Consider the following 20,713-nt stretch of genomic DNA (forward strand, 5'->3'; position numbering starts at 1 on the left):
CCCTGCCGCCTGGCGCGGCCCTCCCCCCCCACTGAATATCGTCTGACCGGATTTCACCATGAGCCTGCCCTTTCTGCCGTTTGCCAAACCCACCATCGATGAAGCCACCATCGCCGCCGTCGGCGACGTGCTGCGATCGGGCTGGATCACCAGCGGCCCCAAGGTGCAGGCCTTCGAAAAGGCCTTGTCGGAGTACCTGGACGGGCGCATCGTGCGCACCTTCAATTCCGGCACCTGCACGATGGAAATCGCCCTGCGCATCGCCGGCATCGGGCCGGGCGATGAAGTCATCACCACCCCGATCTCCTGGGTCGCCACCGCCAACGTGATCCTGGAGACCGGCGCCACCCCGGTCTTTGCCGACATTGATCCGGTCACCCGCAACATCGACCTGGATCAGCTGGAGGCGGCCATCACTCCGCGTACCAAGGCCGTCATCCCGGTCTACCTGTCGGGCCTGCCGGTGGACATGGACCGCCTCTACGCCATTGCCGCCAAGCACAAGTTGCGCGTGGTGGAAGACGCCGCCCAGGCGCTGGGTTCGACCTGGAATGGCAAGCGCATCGGCGCCTTCGGCGACTTCGTCTCCTTCAGTCTGCAAGCCAACAAGAACATCACCAGCTCCGAAGGCGGTTTCCTGGTGCTCAACAATGCCGAGGAAGCCCGCCTGGCCGAGAAATACCGCCTGCAGGGCGTCACCCGCAGCGGCTTCGACGGCCTGGAAGTGGACGTCCTGGGTGGCAAGTTCAACATGACCGATGTGGCCGCCGCCATCGGCCTGGGGCAGTTCGCCCATATTGACACCATTACCGCCCATCGCAAGGCGCTGGCACGCCACTATTTCGCCTGCTTCGGCAGCGACTTCGAAGCCAACTACGGCGCCCAGCTGCCGGTGGCCGACTTCGAGAACTCCAACTGGCACATGTTCCAGCTGGTCCTGCCGGAACGCATCACCCGCGCCGCCTTCATGGAAAAGATGATGGAAAAGCAGATCGGCATCGGCTATCACTACCCGGCCATTCATTTGCTGAAGCTCTATCGTGAACGCGGCTTCAAGGAAGGCATGTTCCCGGTGGCCGAGCGCGTCGGCCAGCGCATCGTCTCGCTGCCCATGTTCAATGCAATGAGTAAAGAAGACGTTGAGCGCGCAGTTGAAACGGTAAAATTGGTGCTTGGCTGATTTTTGCGGTTGATGCGAAGAAATTCGGCATAATTCGATTTATTTGCATTCCTGCAATGTCGCAGCAGCACACTCCCTGGCCTGAACGCCGCGATGAAGCTGATCGTGGCGCATCGGGCCTTTGATTTATGGACGTCGATACGGCTCCGTCCGTGCCGACACCACGCAATTCCAGCAATTTACGATATTTGATGAAACCAGAACTGTCCGTCGTCATCCCGGTATACAACGAGGAATCCGGGCTCTCCAAACTGTTCGAGCGCCTCTACCCGGCGCTGGACGCCCTGGGATACCGCTATGAAGTCATCTTCGTCAACGATGGCAGTCGCGACCGCTCCGCCGGCATCCTGGCCGAGCAATACCGCATCCGCCCGGATGTGACGCGTGTGGTGCTCTTCAATGGCAACTATGGTCAACACATGGCCATCATGGCCGGCTTCGAAGCCACCCGTGGCGAAGTCGTGGTGACCCTGGACGCCGACCTGCAGAATCCGCCCGAAGAAATCGGCAACCTGGTGGCCAAGATGCGCGAAGGCTACGACTACGTCGGCTCGATCCGCCGCAAGCGCCAGGATTCGGCCTGGCGCACCTATGCCTCCAAGGCCATGAACCGCTTGCGTGAAAAGATCACCCGCATCAAGATGACCGACCAGGGCAACATGCTGCGCGCCTACGGTCGCAATGTCATTGACCTGGTCAATCAGTGCCGCGAGGTCAATACCTTCGTACCGGCGCTGGCCTACACCTTCGCGCGCAATCCGACCGAGATCGTGGTGGAACATGAAGAACGCTCGGCCGGGGAATCGAAATATTCCTTCTACAGCCTGATCCGCCTGAACTTCGACCTGGTGACCGGCTTCTCGCTGGTGCCGCTGCAATTCTTCTCGCTGCTGGGTATTGCCCTGTCGTTCGCTTCGGCCGCGCTGTTCATCCTCATCGTGCTGCGCCGCCTGCTCATCGGTGCCGAAGTGGGCGGGGTGTTCACGCTGTTCGCCATCACCTTCTTCCTGATGGGCGTGATCCTGTTCTCCATCGGCCTGCTGGGCGAATACATCGGCCGCATCTACATGCAGGTGCGCTCGCGCCCGCGCTATGTGGTGCAGGCCATCCTTGAGCAAGCTACTTCAGAAGACAAGCAAGCCCTATGAACGCCGTCGTCTTTGCCTACCATGATGTGGGTGTACGCTGCCTGAAGGTCTTGCTCGCCCGCGGCGTGCAGGTGTCCCTGGTGGTCACCCATGAGGACAACGCTGCCGAGAACATCTGGTTCGGTTCGGTGGCCGGCCTGTGCCGCGAGCACGGCATTGCCTGCATCACCCCCGCCGATGCGCGCTCGCCGCAGTTGCTGGCCCAGCTGCAGGCCGCACAGCCGGACTTTATCTTCAGTTTCTATTACCGCCATATGCTGCCGGTGGAAGTACTGGCCTGCGCCAGGCGCGGTGCCTACAACATGCACGGCTCGCTGCTGCCCAAGTATCGCGGGCGCGTGCCCATCAACTGGGCGGTGCTGCACGGCGAAACCGAGACCGGCGCCACCCTGCATGAAATGACGGTCAAGCCGGACGCCGGCGCCATCGTGGCGCAGACGGCCGTGCCCATCCTGCCCGACGACACCGCCCATGAAGTCTTCGGCAAGGTCGTCGTGGCCGCCGAAATGACGCTCTGGAACGTGCTGCCGGCCATGCTGGCCGGCCAGACCCCCAACCTGCCCAATGAGCTCTCGCAAGGCAGCTACTTCAGCGGCCGCAAGCCCGAAGATGGCCGCATCGACTGGCGTCGTACCGCCGGCGAGGTCCATAATCTGGTGCGCGCGGTGGCCCCGCCCTATCCTGGCGCCTTCGAAGAAATCGCGGGTGATAAAATTACGGTCACGAGAACCCGGCTGGTTCCGCCAGCGGCCCATCCCGCGCTGCAGCGGGCCCACGGTACGCAGGACAAGTTCTTCGAAGGTGGCAAGTTGTACGCCCGTTGTGGCGATGGCAACTTCCTGCAGATTCTGGGCATCCAGATCAATGATCAGGATGCTTCACTCAACAATTACCTGAAATACATGGCCTCCTGAAGTCCGGCCATTCACTAGCTCTCAACATTATGAAAAAAGTCCTCATTCTCGGCGTCAACGGCTTCATCGGCCATCACCTGTCCAAGCGCATCCTGGAAACCACGGACTGGCACGTCTATGGCATGGACATGATGACCGACCGCATCACCGACATTCTGGAAAACGAGGCCTACAAGTCGCGCATGCACTTCTTCGAGGGCGACATCACCATCAATCAGGAATGGGTGGAATATCACGTCAAGAAGTGCGACGTGATCCTGCCGCTGGTGGCCATCGCCACCCCGTCGACCTACGTGAATGCCCCGCTGCGCGTCTTCGAGCTGGACTTCGAAGCCAACCTGCCGATCGTGCGTTCGGCGGCCAAGTACAAGAAGCACCTGGTCTTCCCCTCGACCTCGGAAGTCTATGGCATGTGCCATGACGAGGAGTTCGATCCGGAAGAATCCGAACTGATCTGCGGCCCCATCAACAAGCCGCGCTGGATATACTCCTGCGCCAAGCAGCTGATGGACCGCGTGATCTGGGGCTATGGCATGGAATCGGGCCTGAACTTCACCCTGTTCCGTCCGTTCAACTGGATCGGCGCCGGCCTGGACTCGATCCACACCCCCAAGGAAGGTTCGTCGCGCGTGGTGACCCAGTTCTTCGGCCACATCGTCCGTGGCGAGAACATCTCCCTGGTCGACGGCGGCCAGCAGAAGCGCGCCTTCACCTACATCGATGACGGCATCGATGCCCTGATGAAGATCATCGCCAACGAAGGCGGCGTAGCCTCCGGCAAGATCTACAACATCGGCAACCCGACCAACAACTACTCCATCAAGGATCTGGCTGACATGATGTTGAAGCTGGCCGCCGAGTATCCTGAGTACGCCGAGACCGCCAAGCAGGTGCAACTGGTCGAGACCACCTCCGCTGCCTACTACGGCAAGGGTTACCAGGACGTGCAGAACCGCGTGCCCAAGATCACCAACACCTGCGAAGAACTGAACTGGGCGCCCAAGACCACCATGGCCGACACCCTGCGCAATATCTTCGACGCCTACCGCAGCCAGGTGGCTCAGGCTCGTGCGCTGATGGACTGATCGTCTGCTTGTCAGATGGACCAAGGCAAACCGCGCTTCGGCGCGGTTTTGCTTTTTTGCTCATTTCCCGGCCGGCTTGAATGCAGAACAGATCCCTTAGCTGACACTGCATTGCCCCTCAATGCTGCGCCGCTGCATATTGTTCTATCCCGCGCAGGATGCTAGTCTCGCAACTTGTCGTCCGTCACCGCAGACCAACGCCTGGCGCCACGCCCAGAACATGGCGGACCACCGCCGATTACCTTCTTTTCCGGTCCAGCGAATTGCCCAAACTCACTCTCAAGATCGACGCCGATACCTACCGCGGCACCCGCGTGGGCGTCCCCAACCTGATCAATCAGCTGCGTCGCCATGGTGCGGGCGCCACGTTCCTCTTTTCGCTGGGCCCGGACCATACCGGCTGGGCACTCAAACAGATCTTCCGCCCCGGTTTCTTCAGCAAGGTCTCGCGCACCTCGGTGGTGGAACACTACGGCCTGAAGACCCTGATGTACGGCACCCTGCTGCCGGCCCCCGATATCGGCAAGACCTGCGCGCAATTCATGCGCGCAGCCCGGGATGCCGGCTTCGAATGCGGCATCCATACCTGGGACCACCGCGTCTGGCAGGACGACGTGCGCACCGCCCCGGCCCAATGGACGGTCGAAACCATGCACCGTTCCCATGCCCGCTACCGCGAGATCTTCGGCCAGGCGCCGCGTACCCACGGTGCAGCCGGCTGGCAGATGAATGATCACGCCTTCGTCCAACTGGACCAGTTCGGCATGGCCTATTCTTCGGACGGTCGCGCGCAGTTGCGCGAGGATGGCCGCCTGGCCGATGCCGATGCGGGCCCGCATCGCCTCTCGGCCTTCGGCAAACCGCTGTCCTGCGTGCAGTTGCCGACCACGCTGCCCACGCTGGACGAAATCCTGGGCCGCGAGATCGGCGGCAAGATGATCGATGCGGGCAATGCCGCTGAGTTTTTGCTTCAGTTGACCAAAGAACCACGTGATCACGTTTTCACCCTGCACGCGGAACTTGAAGGACAGAAACTCGGCCCCATTTTCGAACGACTGCTCACCGGCTGGCGTGCCCAAGGCTATGAACTGGTGTCCATGGGCGACTACTACCAGAGCATCAAGAATGATGTCCTGCCCATCCTGCCGATCGCCTGGGGCGAGTTGCCCGGCCGTTCAGGCGAGATGATCGTGCAGGCCATGTAATCCCGCCAGCCAACCCTCCACCAACAAGATTTCACCTACGGGGCGCCACTTTGACAGACCGACCATCCCTCCTGAACAAGACCGTGCCGGACTTCTCGGCCGCCATGACCAGTGGCAAGACCTTCAACCTGGCCGACTATCGCGGCAAGAACCTGGTCCTGTACTTCTATCCCAAGGACAACACCCCCGGCTGCACCACCGAGGGCATGCAGTTCCGCGACCTGCATCCCGAGTTCCAGGCCGCCAATACCGAAATCTTCGGCATCAGCCGCGACAGCCTGAAGTCCCACGAAAACTTCAAGGGCAAGCTGGGCATGCCCTTCGAGCTGATCTCCGATCCCGACGAAAGCCTGTGCACCATGTTCGATGTCATGAAGATGAAAAACATGTATGGCAAGCAGGTGCGCGGCGTGGAGCGCAGCACGTTTGTGATTGACGCCGCAGGCAAAGTGGTGAAAGAATGGCGTGGAGTGAAGGTTCCTGCACACGTGGATGAGGTGCTGTCCTTCATCAAAACCCTGGCCTGAATGAAGTTTCATACCTGAACAGGCGGTCCGGTTGCTGCATCGCAATAGCCCATCAGGCTGCTGCGTCCAGCCGCCGGAAGCAGACTTCGATTCAGGCCGCGGCGCCGGTACCTGGCAAGTGCCTGCGACGTGTTCCAACCATGCGGTCAAACGATACAAGCCATTGAATTCAAACAGAAAAACGTTTGCTGGAAGCCGTTTCAGGTTAAGGCCCGAGGCCTGCCGAAACGGCTTTTTTACTTTTTACTTTGCCACCCTCGCCGTCCAGGCCAATCAAGCCCTCGCCCATTGCCTGTCGGCATACCGTCCGGACCCGTCCGGCACGCTGCACGACAGGTGCAAGGATTTCATTGGCATGCCCGGCCCCGCAGCAAGATCCCTCCCTTTGCTGTCTGATGTATTGCTTCACCTGTTCGCTCTGACAAAGCGGTGTTTTCTTCATCCACTTCCGAGGTCCTGATGCCCCTGCCCAAAATGCCGAGCAAACCAGCTTCGATGCTGTCTCCCGAGGACTATCCCAAGGCCGATCGCAACAAGCCCGTCAAACCGAACATCACTCTCGTTGAAACCTCCGCTGCCGTAGTTGCACCACAAGAAGTTGCAGTTGCCGTTGCCGACGTCTCCGACACCAAGGTCGCAGCGCCCCGTGCGCGCATCACCGGCAAGACTGCCGCCGTGGCCGAGAAACCCAAGGTCGCTCCCAAGAGCACCGAAGTCCGTCCCAAGTCGCCCACCAGCCGCGTGGCCGACAAGCTGGGCAAGTCCAAGCTGTTCGTGCTGGATACCAACGTGCTGATGCACGATCCGACCTCGCTGTTCCGCTTCGAGGAACACGACATCTACCTGCCCATGGTCACGCTGGAAGAACTGGACAACCACAAGAAGGGCATGTCCGAAGTGGCCCGCAATGCGCGCCAGATTTCGCGTTCGCTGGATGCGCTGGTGTCGGATATTGCCGAAGATGCGATCGACCTGGGCATTCCCTTGTCCAAGCTGGGCAACAAGGATGCCAAGGGCCGTCTGTACTTCCAGACCAAGCTGCAGAACGCCGCCCTGCCCGAAGGCCTGCCCGAGGGCAAGGCCGACAACCAGATCCTGGGTGTGGTGCGCGCACTGGACCAGCAGTATCCGGAACGTCCGGTAGTGCTGGTCTCCAAGGACATCAACATGCGTCTGAAGGCGCGTGCCATCGGTCTGCCCGCCGAAGATTACTTCAATGACCATGTGCTGGAAGATACCGACCTGCTGTATTCGGGTATCCAGCAGTTGCCGGATGACTTCTGGAACAAGCACGGCAAGGGCATGGAGTCCTGGCAGGAAAGCCGCCACGGCAGCAGCTATACCTACTACCGTGTGACCGGCCCCTACGTGCCGTCGCTGCTGGTCAACCAGTTCGTCTTCATCGAACCCAAGAATGGCGAGCCGGCCTTCTACGGTCAGGTCAGCCAGATCAACGGCAAGACCGCCGTGTTGCAGACCCTGCGCGACTTTGGCCATGCCAAGAACAGTGTCTGGGGCATCACTGCGCGCAACCGCGAGCAGAACTTCGCGCTGAACCTGCTGATGAACCCGGAGTGTGATTTCGTCACCCTGCTGGGCCAGGCCGGTACCGGCAAGACCCTGCTGGCACTGGCCTCGGGCCTGGCGCAGGTGCTGGAGACCAAGCTCTACAACGAAATCATCGTCACCCGCGTGACGGTGCCGGTCGGTGAAGACATCGGTTTCCTGCCGGGAACGGAAGAAGAGAAGATGGGGCCCTGGATGGGCGCCTTCGATGACAACCTCGAAGTGCTCAACAAGTCCGATGGCGATGCCGGTGAATGGGGTCGCGCTGCAACCCAGGATCTGATCCGCTCGCGCATCAAGATCAAGTCGCTCAACTTCATGCGCGGCCGCACTTTCGTGAACAAGTTCTTGATCATCGACGAGGCCCAGAACCTGACGCCCAAGCAGATGAAGACCCTGGTCACGCGCGCCGGTCCCGGCACCAAGATCGTCTGCCTGGGCAACATTGCCCAGATCGACACGCCCTACCTGACCGAAGGCTCCAGCGGCCTGACCTATGTGGTCGACCGCTTCAAGGGCTGGGCGCACAGCGGGCATGTCACCCTGGCGCGGGGCGAACGCTCGCGCCTGGCCGATCACGCCAGCGACGTGTTGTAATCATTTTTCTTCAGCATCAATGCAAAAGGCCACGTGAAAACGTGGCTTTTTGCTTTTGCACGGCGCGGCGAGTGCCGCGCCAACGGGAACGACTTACAGCACGTGCACGCCGATCCACCACGCGATCGCCGCCACGAAGGCCGAGGCCGGGATGGTGAAGATCCACGCCCAGACGATGTTGCTGGCCACGCCCCAACGCACGGCCGACATCTTCTGTGCTGCCCCCACGCCGACGATGGCGCCGGTGATGGTGTGCGTGGTCGAGACCGGAATGCCCAGCGCCGTGGCGATGAACAGGGTGATCGCGCCACCGGTTTCGGCGCAGAAACCACCGACCGGCTTCAATTTGGTGATTTTCTGGCCCATGGTCTTGACGATGCGCCAGCCACCGAAGAGCGTACCCAGGCTGATGGCGCAGTAGCAGGCAATGATGACCCACATCGGCGGTGCATCCGGCGAGGAATAGCCGGAGGCGATCAGCAGCATCCAGATGATGCCGATGGTCTTCTGCGCATCATTGCCGCCGTGGCCCAGGCTGTACATGGAGGCCGACAGCAATTGCAGGCGCCGGAACCAGCCGTCGATCTTGCGCGGCGTGGAGCGGTAGAAGATCCACGATACCGCAAGCATCATCAGCGAGCCGAACACCAGGCCCAGCAAGGGAGACAGCACGATGAAGAGAATCGTCTTCAACAGACCCGCCGAGATCAGCGCCCCGGTACCGGCCTTGGCCACGGCCGCACCGACCAGGCCGCCGATCAGAGCATGCGAGGACGAGGACGGAATACCGTAGTACCAGGTCACCAGGTTCCAGAAGATGGCACCGATGAGGGCTCCGAAGATGACGTACTGGTCAACGATGGCTGGCTCGATGGTGCCCTTGCCCACCGAGGCCGCCACGTGCAGCTGGTGAAACACGAACACGGCGGCCAGATTGAAGAAGGCCGCCATGGCCACGGCGGTCTGCGGGCGCAGCACGCCGGTCGAGACCACGGTAGCGATCGCGTTGGCGGCATCGTGGAAACCGTTCATGAAATCGAACAGCAAGGCCAGGACGATCAACAACGCGAGAATATGTAAGCTGATTTGGATTGTTTGCATGGGGAAACCGTTGTGTGAAACCAGCGGCGTCCCCGTCGGAAATCGAGGGAATCGCCGCTACGCCGACAGATCAGGCGTTTTCGACGATGATGCCTTCGATGATGTTGGCCACGTCTTCGCAGCGGTCGGTGACGGTTTCCAGGATTTCGTAGATGGCCTTGAGCTTGATCAGGGTGCGTACATCAGGTTCATCGCGGAACAGCTTGGACATGGCCGCACGCATGACGTGGTCGGCATCGGATTCCAGGCGGTCGATTTCCTGGCAGATCGCCAGGATCTGGCGCGAATTGTCCATGTTCGACAGCAGGCCCACGGCCGCCTGCACCTTCTCGGCGCAGGACAGGCACAGCTCGGCCAGGCGCTTGGCCTCCGGCGTGATGGACTTGATGTCGTACAGCGAAATGGTCTGGGCAGCGTCTTCCAGCAGGTCCAGGATATCGTCCATGCGCGTGATCAGCTGGTGGATGTCATCACGGTCCAGCGGCGTGATGAAAGTCTTGTGCAGCAGTTCGATGGCATTGTGCGTGATCTTGTCGGCTTCCTTCTCGACGGCTTCAATGGCATGCACACGGATTTCGAGGTCATCGAAATTGGTCATCAGCGCTACCATTTCCTTCGCACACTTGACCGCCAGCTCTGCATGCTGATTGAAAAGGTCAAAGAATTTGCCTTCAGTCGGCATCAATCGTCCAAACATTTTTCTCTCTCATCAATGGTTAGCGCCCGGTTCAAGCGCCGTTTCGAACCGGCCTGCGGCTGCCCCCATGGAAGCCGGTATCCCGCCCTGCCGGTCCTGCACGAACGGCCTTGGGAGCCGTCCGCCTTGCATGCCACGGGCGCCCAAAGGCTGCCCGTGATCCTCCGGCGACGCACCTGACCGGCGCGTCGCCCATGGCCTCAGTCGCCGCCGTAAGGCTGCGCCAGATTGCCGATATAGTTGTCGTACTTGGTATACATCCCCAGGAAGGACAGGCGAATGCTGCCGATGGGGCCATTACGCTGCTTGCCGATGATGATTTCCGCCGTGCCCTTGTCGGGCGAGTCCGGATTGTAAACTTCATCGCGGTAAATGAACAAAATGACGTCCGCATCCTGCTCGATGGCACCCGATTCGCGCAAGTCGGACATCACGGGACGCTTGTTGGGACGCTGCTCCAGCGAGCGGTTCAGCTGCGACAGGGCGATCACCGGACAATTGAGTTCCTTGGCCAGGCCCTTCAGGCTACGCGAGATTTCCGAGATTTCGGAGGCGCGGTTTTCGGAAGAGCTGCCGCCGTTGCCGGACATGAGCTGCAGGTAGTCGATGATGATCAGGCCCAGCTTGCCGCATTGACGCGCCAGGCGGCGCGAACGTGCGCGCAATTCGATGGGCGACAGCGCCGGGGTTTCATCGATGTAGAACTGAGCATCGTTCATCTTCTGGATGGCGTGCGTCAGCCGCGGCCAGTCCTCGTCGAGCAGGCGGCCGGTACGCAGGCGGTGCTGATCCAGCCGACCGACCGAACCCAGCATACGCATGGCCAGCTGGGCCCCGCCCATTTCCATGGAAAACACGGCCACCGGCAGACCCGACTCGATGGCCACATGTTCGCCGATATTGATCGAGAAAGCGGTTTTACCCATGGAAGGACGACCCGCGACGATGATCAGGTCACCCGGCTGCAGGCCGGAAGTCATCTTGTCCAGGTCCATGAAGCCGGTGGGTACGCCGGTGATGTCGCTGGAGCTGTCGCGGTTGTAGAGTTCGTCGATGCGTTCGACCACCTGCGTCAACAGCGGCTGGATTTCCATGAAACCCTGGGAGCCACGCGAACCTTCTTCGGCGATGGCGAAGATCTTGGATTCGGCCTCGTCCAGCATGGACTTCACATCCTTGCCCTGCGGATTGAAGGCGTTACCGGAAATTTCGTCGGCCACCGTGATGAGCTTGCGCAGGATACCGCGATCACGGACGATCTCGGCATAGCGGCGGATGTTGGCAGCAGAAGGGGTGTTTTGCGCCAGCGCATTCAGATACACCAGGCCACCCACCTCTTCGGCCTTGCCGCTGGTGGACATGGCTTCATAGACGGTGATGACGTCAGCCGGCTTGGTGCTGTTGATGAGCTTGACGATGTGCTCGAAGATGATGCGATGGTCGTAGCGATAGAAGTCGTCAGCGCTGACGAAATCGGCAATGCGGTCCCAGGCTGCGTTGTCCAGCAGCAGGCCGCCCAGCACCGACTGCTCGGCCTCGATGGAGTGTGGCGGCACGCGGAGCGCATCGATCTGGGGATCGGAGGACTCCTTCTGGCCACGGAAAAATTCTGGATTGCCGCGGGACGATTCTTTCATGGCGCGCATTATAACCTGCTGATGTGAAGCCGTAGGTCAGGCCGAACGTTTTTGCACGACCTGCCACTTCATATGAACGAATGCCATATGAAGCCCCCGACATCCCGGCGGATCGCGACGACCGCCAGCGGGACGCCGGAGGCAAAGACAATAAAAAAGCCAGGCGAACCCGGCTTTTCCATTGCAAAACGAATTGCAGCAAACAGGCGTATTACGCTTGCTCGCCCTTGACTGCGATGGTGACGTCGACCACCACGTCGGTGTGCAGAGCCACCGACACCGGGTGTTCGCCAACGATCTTCAGCGGGCCGTTGGGCAGACGCACTTGCGACTTTTCGACGGCGAAGCCCTTCTTGCCCAGCGCTTCAGCGATGTCGAAGTTGGTCACGGAACCGAACAGACGACCGTCAACACCGGCCTTCTGAGCGACTTCCACGGTGGCGCCAGCCAGCTTTTCGCCTTGGGCTTGAGCGGCGGCCAGCTTCTCGGCAGCGGCCTTTTCCAGCTCGGCGCGCTTGGCTTCGAATTCAGCGATGGCTGCATCGGTAGCGCGGCGGGCCTTGCGTTGCGGGATCAGGAAGTTGCGTGCGAAACCGTCCTTGACGCGCACGACATCACCCAGACCGCCGAGATTCACGATTTTTTCCAACAGAATGACTTGCATGTTTTTCTCCTATTTCTCGACGCTGATTAGGCGTTGTGCAGATCGGTGTACGGCAGCAGGGCCAGGTAACGCGCGCGCTTGATGGCGGTGTCAACTTGACGCTGGTAGTGGGCCTTGGTACCGGTCAGGCGTGCCGGCATGATCTTGCCGTTTTCCTGGACGAAGTCCTTCAGGGTGTCCACGTCCTTGTAATCGACCTGTTCAACGCCAGCGGCGGTGAAACGGCAGAATTTCTTGCGCTTGAACAGCGGGTTTTGCTGTTGACGCTTGTTTTTCAGCTTGCTTTTATCGAACTTTTTACCGAATGCCATGGTTGGCTCCTGTATCTAAAAATTGGGTAAGGTCTGTTTGGCTACCTTGCGTCTTCAATCCGACGCGACCGGGCCAAAATCAACGATATGAAACACGACACTCTTGCTGTTGCGATTCCTGCGGGCCAGAAAGCCGGTGAACCGGAAGACTTCCCCCAGTGCCGCCTTGTTGAGGGCACCGGAGATTTCCCCTGCTGCCAGCGCTGCGATCTCGAATTCGACCTGACGCTGCATGCCAGCTTCCATCTGTTCCGACTGATGCTGCAACCTGGCAGTGACAATCGGGATACCGGCCGGCGTGTAACGTAAAACATCACGTTCTGCCAGGCTGGCGATGACTTGAAACTGGTTCACTCTCCGCGATGTTCGCAGCGCTTAAGCTGCCGGTGCTTCGGTACGGCTCTTGGCCGCGTCTTCCTTCTGCACTGCCTTCAGGATGGGGGAAGGACCGGTTTCGGCCTTCTTCATCTTGACGGTCAGGTGGCGCAGGACGGCGTCGTTGAACTTGAAGCCGGTTTCGATTTCAGCCAGCGTTTCGCTGTCGACTTCGATGTTCAGGCAGACGTAGTGAGCCTTGGCCAGCTTCTGGATCTGGTAGGCCAGTTGACGACGGCCCCAATCTTCGACACGGTGGACCTTGCCGCCGCGGGTGGTGACGATGCCCTTGTAACGCTCGATCATCGCCGGCACTTGCTCGCTTTGGTCCGGGTGGACGATAAATACGATTTCATAATGACGCATGTAGACTCCTTATGGACTTATTGAAGACGCCCACCCCGGCGTCAAGACGGGTGTGGGAAGAGGAAAACCCGAGATCATACTAGCTTTCGCCCACCAGGGCAATGTCTGAGCCCACAAACGCCGCCCCGGCGGTGAGATCGAGCGGTCAGCGCGCCACACTTTCCGACTTGGCGGCATCAAATCTCATGTGTCTGCCTATATATATGCAGGAGAAAGATTGCCTTTTCCGCCTCGCAAAGTGCATGTTGCCGTTGACACAAGGATTGTACCTGTATAAAAATACAGACTGTTCATCCAGACAGCCTTCCCTCCGAGAAAGGCCACCCCCATGCTCAAACTGACTGCGCGCCAGGAACAGATCCTGAACCTGATCAAGAACGCCATCGAGAACACCGGCTTCCCTCCCACGCGCGCAGAGATCGCCGCCGAATTGGGCTTTCGCTCCGCCAATGCGGCCGAAGAGCATCTGCAGGCCCTGGCCCGCAAGGGGGCCATCGAGATTTCTCCCGGCACCTCGCGCGGCATCCGCCTGCGCGAGTCCGGCGCGCTCCCAGGATCCGTGGCAGCGCGACAAATGGCCCTGCCCCATCCGGCGCTGATGCAGCTGAGCCTGCCACTGATCGGACGGGTGGCGGCGGGTTCGCCCATCCTCGCCCAGGAACATGTGGAAAAGACCTACCAGGTCGACCCGGCCATGTTCCCGGCCAAGCCGGATTACCTGCTCAAGGTGCGCGGCATGTCCATGCGCGACGCCGGCATCCTCGACGGCGATCTGCTGGCAGTGCGCCGCGCCGATCAGGCGCGCAACGGCCAGATCGTGGTGGCCCGCCTGGCCGATGAAGTCACGGTCAAGCGCTATCAGAAGACCGGCAGCGTCATCACCCTCTTCCCCGAGAATCCGGAATTCGAACCCATCATCGTCAAGCCGGAAGAAGACCAGTTCGCCCTCGAAGGACTGGCCGTCGGATTGCTGCGCAGCTGGAACTGATCCCCGGGGCAGCCCACCGCCCCGCACCAGGCGAGCAGGCCGCAAGCCGCTCCAGCAGGCTGCGCGCCGTCTCTTGCTGCATCAACCTCCGCCTAAAACGGAGGTTTTTTGCTTTCTATTCAGCTCTTCGCAAGTGACGGGTTGCGCATATCATGCCTGCTGGATAGCTATGTCCGGCGCCAGCGATGCGCCCAACCAAGAGGACCCCTTTCGATGTCGACGCGCAAGAGCAGCAACAAGCACGGCAAACCCGTTCCGGCCCCGGCCGCCGCCAAGGCCAACCTGCAGGATCTGCTGGATGTCCGCAAGAGTCTCGATCTGCTGGACAGTCGCCAGACCGAACAAGCCAAGGCCATCTGCGTGGCCGTTCTCAAACGCGACCCGGAACTGGTTTTCGCCAATCACGCGCGCGGCCTGATCGCCACCCAGGAGGGACTGCACCCGGAGGCTGAGCACTATTTGCGCAAGGCCTTTGCGGCCGATCCCGCCAATGCCGAATACCTCAGCAACCTGGCCGCCGCCGTGCTGGCACAGGACCGGGTGGACGAGGCCATCAAGCTGTACGAGCAGGCCATTTCGCTAGACCGGGAAAACCGGGCAGCACGCATCGGCCTGGCCAATGCGCTGCACGAAAAGAATGACCCGGAAGCCTCCATTGCCTACTTCGAGGACGCAGTCAAACGGGAGCCGGATGCTCCCGGCCCCCTGTCCCACCTCGGTCGCGCCCTGGTCGAGGCCAAACGCTACCAGGAGGCGGTGGCCACGATTCTCAAATCGCTGGAACTGGACATCAGTTTCGCACCCGGACATACCGCCTTGGGCGAGGCGTTTTACGGCATGGAGATGTACAAGGAAGCACTGGAATCGCTCAAGACGGCCATCCTGCTCGACCCTCAAGACACCTATGCCCAGATCAAGATCGCCGATGCCTATCTGAAACTGGAGAAAATCAGCGAAGCGCACGAGCACCTGCAACGCATCATCGAGATTGCCCCCAGGGATCCCAACAGCTACATCCGCCTTGCTTCCAGCCTCTTTGCGACCCAGGACCGCTTCGAGGATGCCATGCAGCTCTTCAACAAGGCCCTCGAACTGGATCCCAGGCAGGCGCTGACTTACAACAACATGGGCGCGGTCCTGCATGATCACGGCGACACCCATGAGGCCGTAGCCAACTTCCGCAAGGCATTGACGCTGCGCCCCAACTATCCGACGGCGCAACACAACCTGGCCTTGAGCCTGTTGCTGCACGGCGAACTCAAGGAAGGCTGGGCCTGCCACGAAAGCCGTCTGATCACGCGCGAGCGCGCCCATGTCTACAAGTTGATCCACAAGCTCTTCGGCATCATCCCGAAATGGGATGGAAAGTCCTCGCTGGCCGGGAAGTACATCCTCCTGATGCACGAGCAAGGCTTCGGCGACAGCATCCAGTTCCTCCGTTATGTCCGGCTGCTGGTCGCACAGGGCGCGCGGGTAGCGCTGCACGTCAAGAATCCTCTGTACCGGTTGTTCCAGTCCTTCACCCCGGAAATCACGCTCATCCGCGAAAGCGATCCGCTGCCACCCTGCGACTGCGCCTATGTGCTCATGAGCCTGCCCTACGCACTGGGAACCGATACGGTGGAAGACATCCCGGCATTCCCGAGCTATCTGGCAGCCGATCCGACCCTGGTCGAGGTCTGGCGCGAGCGCATCGCCGCCATGGGCGGCGCGGCACCCGGCAAGCTGCGTGTGGGCGTAGTCTGGGCCGGCAATCCGGAACACGGCAACGACCGCCATCGCTCCATCAGCCTGAACAAATTTGCCAGATTGTTCAGCCTGCCGAACATCGAGTTCTACTCTTTACAGAAAGGCAAGCCCACCGAAGGGCTGCGCACCCTGCCGCCAGAACAGAAGGTTCACAACCTGGGCGATCTGTGCACGGACTTCGCCGATACCGCCGCAGCCATCCACAATATGGACCTGATGATCAGCGTCGACACCTCCGTGGTTCACCTGGCCGGTGCCCTGGGCCATCCGACCTGGGCCCTGGTGCCACATGTACCGGATTGGCGCTGGCTCCAGAATCGCGACGACTCCCCTTGGTATCCGAGCATGCGCCTGTTCCGCCAGCCCGCCATCAGCGACTGGGACTCGGTCCTGACCCGGCTTGCCGACGAATTGGTCATCTTGCAACAGAAAAAAATGCAGGGATAAGACGCCCCTCTCCAGAGACCGCCCCGCTTTGTGCGCAGCACCAGCGGGGCTTTTTGTCAGCGGCGGACAAAATTTCTCAGTTTCAACAAAAAATCGCTAAAGTTTTCTGAAGTGCCGTCGAAAAACATGTGCTTGGAGTTTCAAAGCACGTAGTTTTAGGTCGGAAAGCCTTGAAAAAGATTTTTTTGCAGCAAACCCTAAACTTTTTCCAAGACTGCCCGATAAAGCAATCAACAGCGGTTGAAACGCCTGGGGCTCATGGGTAGAAGACCAAAGTTAAGCACTGAAACTCGGATCATCGGTCTCAAATCTTAGGAGAATTAACATGGCAGCAGTCATTAATACCAACATTGCGTCGCTCAACACCCAGCGCAATCTGAATTCGTCGCAAGCGTCGCTGAACACCTCGATCCAACGTCTGTCGTCGGGCCTGCGCGTCAACAGCGCCAAGGACGACGCCGCCGGTCTGGCCATTGCCGACCGCATGAACGCCCAGATCAAGGGCCTGGCAGTTGCACAGCGTAACGCCAACGACGGCATCTCGATGGCGCAGACCGCTGAAGGCGCTCTGTCGACCGTCGGCGACAACCTGCAACGTATGCGTGAGTTGGCTGTGCAGGCTGCCAACGGCACCAACAGCGCACAAGACCGCAAGACCCTCAACGACGAATACACCCAGCTGTCGCAGGAAGTGTTCCGCGTTCTGAACGGCACCAGCTTCAACGGCCAGAACCTGTTCACCGGTGTCGGTCAAGGTGCTTCGGCTGGCGTGGGCTCTTCGTCGGCCAACGTCAAGGCTTCGCTGACCCTGTCCTTCCAGGTCGGCGCCAACGTGTCGGACAACAAGCTCAACGACCAGATCACCATCACTCTGGATGACCTGTCCAACAACGGCACCATGGCCGACGTCATCGGCACCAGCGCCAAGGGTCTGATCGGTCTGGGCGACACCTCCGGCGTGAGCGCTGCTCAAACCACCTACACCTCGGCCAAGGCTGCCCTGGACAACCTGTTCGCCACCGGCTCCTCGCTGTCGGCCAGCGCCCTGGCTGCTTCGGCTGTGACCCTGCAGAAGGCCGTGGACAGCGCCAAGCTGTCCCTGGACAAGGCAGTGGCTGCTCCGTCGGCACAGAGCGATGCCCAGAAGGCGATCAAGAACCTGGACAAGGCCATCAGCCTGATCTCCTCCAAGCGTGCAGAGTTCGGTGCAGTGCAGAACCGCTTCAGCGCCGTCATCAGCAACCTGCAAGTGTCGAGCGAGAACATCACCTCGTCGCGCAGCCGTATCATGGATACCGACTACGCGCAGGAAACCGCGAACCTGACCCGTGCGCAGATCCTGCAACAAGCTGGTACCGCCATGCTGTCGCAGGCGAACTCGGCACCCCAGCAAGTGCTGTCGCTGTTGAAATAAGCCTGATAGCTAGGTAGGATGACGTGCGGGGGATAGACCTTATTCTCCGCACGTTCCTTTAAGGAAGGGAGTAGTACCATGTCGATTGCCCCACTTAACATCACTGCTGCTGGCGACTCCGGTACTGCATATGCAGCACCGAAGGCTGCCGACAAGCCCAATCCCGTGGTATCGACGGTCGCACCGGCGGCCACTCCGGAAGCCCGCCGCGCAACCGAAAGCGAAGTCAATGATGCCGTCGGCAAACTCAACGATTTTGCCGCCGCCAATGCCGCCGCCTTGAATTTCTCCAAGGACCAGGATACCGGCAAGACCATCATCAAGGTCGTTGATACTGCCACTGACACCGTGATTCGCCAGATTCCCAGCGAAGAAGCGATTGCCATCGCAAAGTCCATCGACAAGATGCAAGGCCTGTTGATCAAGGACAAGGCTTGAGTGTCAGCTCGAGTCTGGTACGAACTGCAGTGGCTCGAATAACCGCATGCGTCAATGCTCGTTCATTGCGCATGTCGGATTCGACTACTCTAGTTCATAACGGATTCAGATAGTCATCCCGCACAGCGTCCCTCTTTCCCCGACGCCGTACTCGAGAGCCCGTCTCCTCTTGACCGCGCTGGAAACTGCACAGCGCTGTGCTTCACGCAAAGTATCAGGAGTTGAACCGTGGCGACTTCCACCGGCACCATTTCCACATCGGCAGGCCCGCTTGATGTAGCCACTCTCGTAAGCCAGCTGGTTTCGGCCGAGAGTCAATCGCAACTGACCCCGCTGACCACCCAGGCGAGCAGCTACAACACGCTCATCTCCGCGTATGGAAGCCTCAAGAGTGCATTGTCGAGCTACCAGTCGGCGATCAAGTCGCTCACGTCGGCCAGCTTCAGTTCGCAGAAAAGCACAGTCAACAACGCCGGTACCGGGTCCACTCTGACCACCGATCCGTTCACCGCCGATATCAACGGCGACGACTCCACCAAGATCCTGGCGCAGAAGATCCAGTCGGCCGGCGTGAGCAGCGGCACCACCTACAATGCCGGGGATTCGATTGCGATCAAGATCGGCACGGGTTCACCGACCTTCATCACCCTCAAGGCCAACGCCACCCTGGCCGGCGTACGCGACGCGATCAATGCCGCCAAGGCTGGCGTGACCGCCTCCGTCGTCACCGATGGCAGCGGCGATCACCTGGTGCTGGAGTCCAACACCGGCGGCACGGCCAACACCATCAAGGTGAGCGCCAACAACAGCCTGTCCGCCTTCGCTTACGACCCGTCCAGCTCGACACCGAGCACCATGACCCAGACCCAGGCGCCGCGTGACGCCACCAAGGCGGCCTCGGGCACTTATTCGGTCAGCGTGTCGCAGCTGGCACAAACTCAAAAGCTGAGTTCGGCCAGCATCGCCCCCGGCACCACCTTCGACAGTGGCATCCTGGCCATCAAGACCGGCACCGGCTCGACTACCATCATCCAGCCTGCCACCAATAGCCTGACCGGCGTGCGTGATGCCATCAACAGCAGCGATGCCGGCGTGAACGCCACCATTGTCAGCGACGGTACCAACGACCACCTGGTCATCACGGCCAAGGACAGCGGTGCGGCCAACACCATCAAGATCACCGGCACCGGCAATTATTCGGTGTTCAGCTCGGACCCCAGCGGCACGGTGATCTCACCCAACGTCAGCACCAGCCAGACCTACAGTTCCGGCACGCTGAACCTGAAGGTGGGCGACACCACCGTGGCCATCAACCCCACTGCCAACGGCAGCGGCAACATCGACCTGAACCAGGTCATGAGCGCCATCAACAGCGCCAGCGCGGGCGTGACCGCCTCCATCAGCAACGATGGCAGCAACGACCACCTGGTGCTCACACCCACCGGCAGCAGCGCGACGGCGGCTGTTTCACTGACCGGGACCGGTGATTATTCCGGGCTGACCATGAGCGGCATGGGCCAATTGCTCAAGGCACAGGATGCCAAGCTGTCCATCGACGGCGTGACCGTGACCAGCACCAGCAACAAGGTCGAAAACGTCATTTCGGGCGTGACGCTGAACCTGTCCAAGGTCACCACCTCGTCCGACAGCTTCACGCTCAACATCAGCAACGACACCTCCGGCATCACCACGGCGGCCAACAGTTTCGTATCGGCCTACAACACCCTGGCCAAGGCCGTGGCCAGCATGACCTCGCAGACACCCTCGACCACCCTGGGCGAGGCCAATACGTCTGCACCGCTGGCCAGCGAGTCATCGGTGCAGACCATCATGAGCCAGTTGCGCAACACCCTGTTCTCCAGCGTGGATGGCGGCAACGGCATCAGCACCCTCTCCGACATCGGTATCGCCTTCCAGAAGGACGGCACACTGGCACTGGATGCGACCAAGCTGTCGACGGCGACCACCAACAACTTCGCGGGCATTGCCAATCTGTTCACTGCCACTGATCCGGATCCGACCAACACCACATCGTCCAAAAATGGTATCGTCACCAAGTTGCAGACGTTGATGACCAATCTGCTCAGCGATACCGGCATCATTGCCTCCAAGACCAACGGACTGCAAGCCAGTCTGAAGATCAACCAGGATCGCCAGACCGCGGTGCAGACCCGTCTGTCGAACCTCAAAGACGACTATACCAATCAGTTCAACCGCCTCAACGTCACGCTGGCCAGCATGCAGTCCACCCAGAGCTACCTGACCCAGCAATTGGCCAGCCTGGCCAAGAGCGGTTGAAGTGAC

19 protein-coding genes are annotated in these 20,713 nt (G+C 60.2%); 12 read left to right on the forward strand and 7 right to left on the reverse strand.

Going from position 1 to position 20,713, the window contains the following annotated elements:
* The first annotated feature begins 58 nt into the window (after positions 1 to 58).
* The 7 genes from ACODSZ_RS07385 (at position 59) to ACODSZ_RS07415 (ending at position 8,222) form a co-directional block, all read left to right on the forward strand.
* Positions 59 to 1,180 (forward strand): DegT/DnrJ/EryC1/StrS family aminotransferase, encoded by a 1,122-nt coding sequence (locus tag ACODSZ_RS07385; protein ID WP_175342454.1) that lies wholly within the window; start codon positions 59 to 61, stop codon positions 1,178 to 1,180.
* Between the two features lie 191 nt (positions 1,181 to 1,371).
* Entirely contained in the window at positions 1,372 to 2,328 is a 957-nt protein-coding gene (locus ACODSZ_RS07390) for a glycosyltransferase (RefSeq protein WP_034350243.1), read from the forward strand.
* On the forward strand, positions 2,325 to 3,242 hold the full coding sequence (locus ACODSZ_RS07395) for a formyltransferase (protein ID WP_008328237.1): 918 nt from the start codon (positions 2,325 to 2,327) through the stop codon (positions 3,240 to 3,242). Before ACODSZ_RS07390 ends, ACODSZ_RS07395 begins: the two co-directional genes overlap by 4 nt.
* Positions 3,243 to 3,271: 29 nt before the next feature.
* Positions 3,272 to 4,327, forward strand: a complete 1,056-nt coding sequence (locus ACODSZ_RS07400) for a bifunctional UDP-4-keto-pentose/UDP-xylose synthase (protein WP_008328236.1) — start codon at positions 3,272 to 3,274, stop codon at positions 4,325 to 4,327.
* A 263-nt stretch (positions 4,328 to 4,590) separates the two neighbouring features.
* Positions 4,591 to 5,532, forward strand: a complete 942-nt coding sequence (locus ACODSZ_RS07405; protein WP_175342453.1) for a polysaccharide deacetylase family protein — start codon at positions 4,591 to 4,593, stop codon at positions 5,530 to 5,532.
* A gap of 50 nt (positions 5,533 to 5,582) precedes the next feature.
* Entirely contained in the window at positions 5,583 to 6,059 is a 477-nt protein-coding gene (locus tag ACODSZ_RS07410) for a peroxiredoxin (protein WP_081486042.1), read from the forward strand.
* 459 nt (positions 6,060 to 6,518) lie between these two features.
* Positions 6,519 to 8,222 carry a PhoH family protein gene (locus ACODSZ_RS07415; RefSeq protein ID WP_175342452.1) on the forward strand — a complete coding sequence of 568 codons (1,704 nt, stop codon included), beginning with the start codon at positions 6,519 to 6,521 and terminating at the stop codon, positions 8,220 to 8,222.
* 93 nt (positions 8,223 to 8,315) lie between these two features.
* On the opposite strand, the gene ACODSZ_RS07420 is transcribed toward ACODSZ_RS07415, so the two are convergent.
* From ACODSZ_RS07420 to rpsF, 7 genes are all read right to left on the reverse strand, one after another.
* Positions 8,316 to 9,323 carry an inorganic phosphate transporter gene (locus ACODSZ_RS07420; RefSeq protein WP_034350240.1) on the reverse strand — a complete coding sequence of 336 codons (1,008 nt, stop codon included), beginning with the start codon at positions 9,321 to 9,323 and terminating at the stop codon, positions 8,316 to 8,318.
* Between the two features lie 70 nt (positions 9,324 to 9,393).
* Entirely contained in the window at positions 9,394 to 10,020 is a 627-nt protein-coding gene (locus ACODSZ_RS07425; RefSeq protein ID WP_008328231.1) for a DUF47 domain-containing protein, read from the reverse strand.
* Positions 10,021 to 10,220: 200 nt separating this feature from the next.
* Positions 10,221 to 11,666 (reverse strand): replicative DNA helicase, encoded by a 1,446-nt coding sequence (locus tag ACODSZ_RS07430; RefSeq protein ID WP_008328230.1) that lies wholly within the window; start codon positions 11,664 to 11,666, stop codon positions 10,221 to 10,223.
* Positions 11,667 to 11,868: 202 nt separating this feature from the next.
* Positions 11,869 to 12,321 carry a 50S ribosomal protein L9 gene (rplI, locus tag ACODSZ_RS07435; RefSeq protein ID WP_008328229.1) on the reverse strand — a complete coding sequence of 151 codons (453 nt, stop codon included), beginning with the start codon at positions 12,319 to 12,321 and terminating at the stop codon, positions 11,869 to 11,871.
* 26 nt (positions 12,322 to 12,347) lie between these two features.
* The gene (rpsR, locus tag ACODSZ_RS07440) at positions 12,348 to 12,632 is read right to left on the reverse strand and encodes a 30S ribosomal protein S18 (protein WP_006462643.1); all 285 of its coding nucleotides are present in this window, start codon (positions 12,630 to 12,632) and stop codon (positions 12,348 to 12,350) included.
* Positions 12,633 to 12,686: 54 nt separating this feature from the next.
* Positions 12,687 to 12,986, reverse strand: a complete 300-nt coding sequence (priB, locus tag ACODSZ_RS07445; protein WP_008328228.1) for a primosomal replication protein N — start codon at positions 12,984 to 12,986, stop codon at positions 12,687 to 12,689.
* 21 nt (positions 12,987 to 13,007) lie between these two features.
* The gene (gene rpsF, locus ACODSZ_RS07450; protein WP_006462645.1) at positions 13,008 to 13,373 is read right to left on the reverse strand and encodes a 30S ribosomal protein S6; all 366 of its coding nucleotides are present in this window, start codon (positions 13,371 to 13,373) and stop codon (positions 13,008 to 13,010) included.
* 328 nt (positions 13,374 to 13,701) lie between these two features.
* On the opposite strand from rpsF, the gene lexA reads away from it, so the two are divergent.
* From lexA to fliD, 5 genes are all read left to right on the forward strand, one after another.
* Entirely contained in the window at positions 13,702 to 14,361 is a 660-nt protein-coding gene (lexA, locus tag ACODSZ_RS07455) for a transcriptional repressor LexA (protein ID WP_241821529.1), read from the forward strand.
* Positions 14,362 to 14,574: 213 nt separating this feature from the next.
* On the forward strand, positions 14,575 to 16,557 hold the full coding sequence (locus tag ACODSZ_RS07460; protein ID WP_488927343.1) for a tetratricopeptide repeat protein: 1,983 nt from the start codon (positions 14,575 to 14,577) through the stop codon (positions 16,555 to 16,557).
* Between the two features lie 325 nt (positions 16,558 to 16,882).
* Entirely contained in the window at positions 16,883 to 17,971 is a 1,089-nt protein-coding gene (locus tag ACODSZ_RS07465) for a flagellin N-terminal helical domain-containing protein (RefSeq protein ID WP_008328213.1), read from the forward strand.
* A gap of 78 nt (positions 17,972 to 18,049) precedes the next feature.
* Entirely contained in the window at positions 18,050 to 18,409 is a 360-nt protein-coding gene (locus tag ACODSZ_RS07470) for a flagellar protein FlaG (RefSeq protein ID WP_008328211.1), read from the forward strand.
* Between the two features lie 228 nt (positions 18,410 to 18,637).
* Positions 18,638 to 20,707 carry a flagellar filament capping protein FliD gene (gene fliD, locus ACODSZ_RS07475; protein WP_488927344.1) on the forward strand — a complete coding sequence of 690 codons (2,070 nt, stop codon included), beginning with the start codon at positions 18,638 to 18,640 and terminating at the stop codon, positions 20,705 to 20,707.
* Positions 20,708 to 20,713 lie beyond the last annotated feature (6 nt).

The organism is Herbaspirillum sp. FG34, from assembly GCF_057809315.1.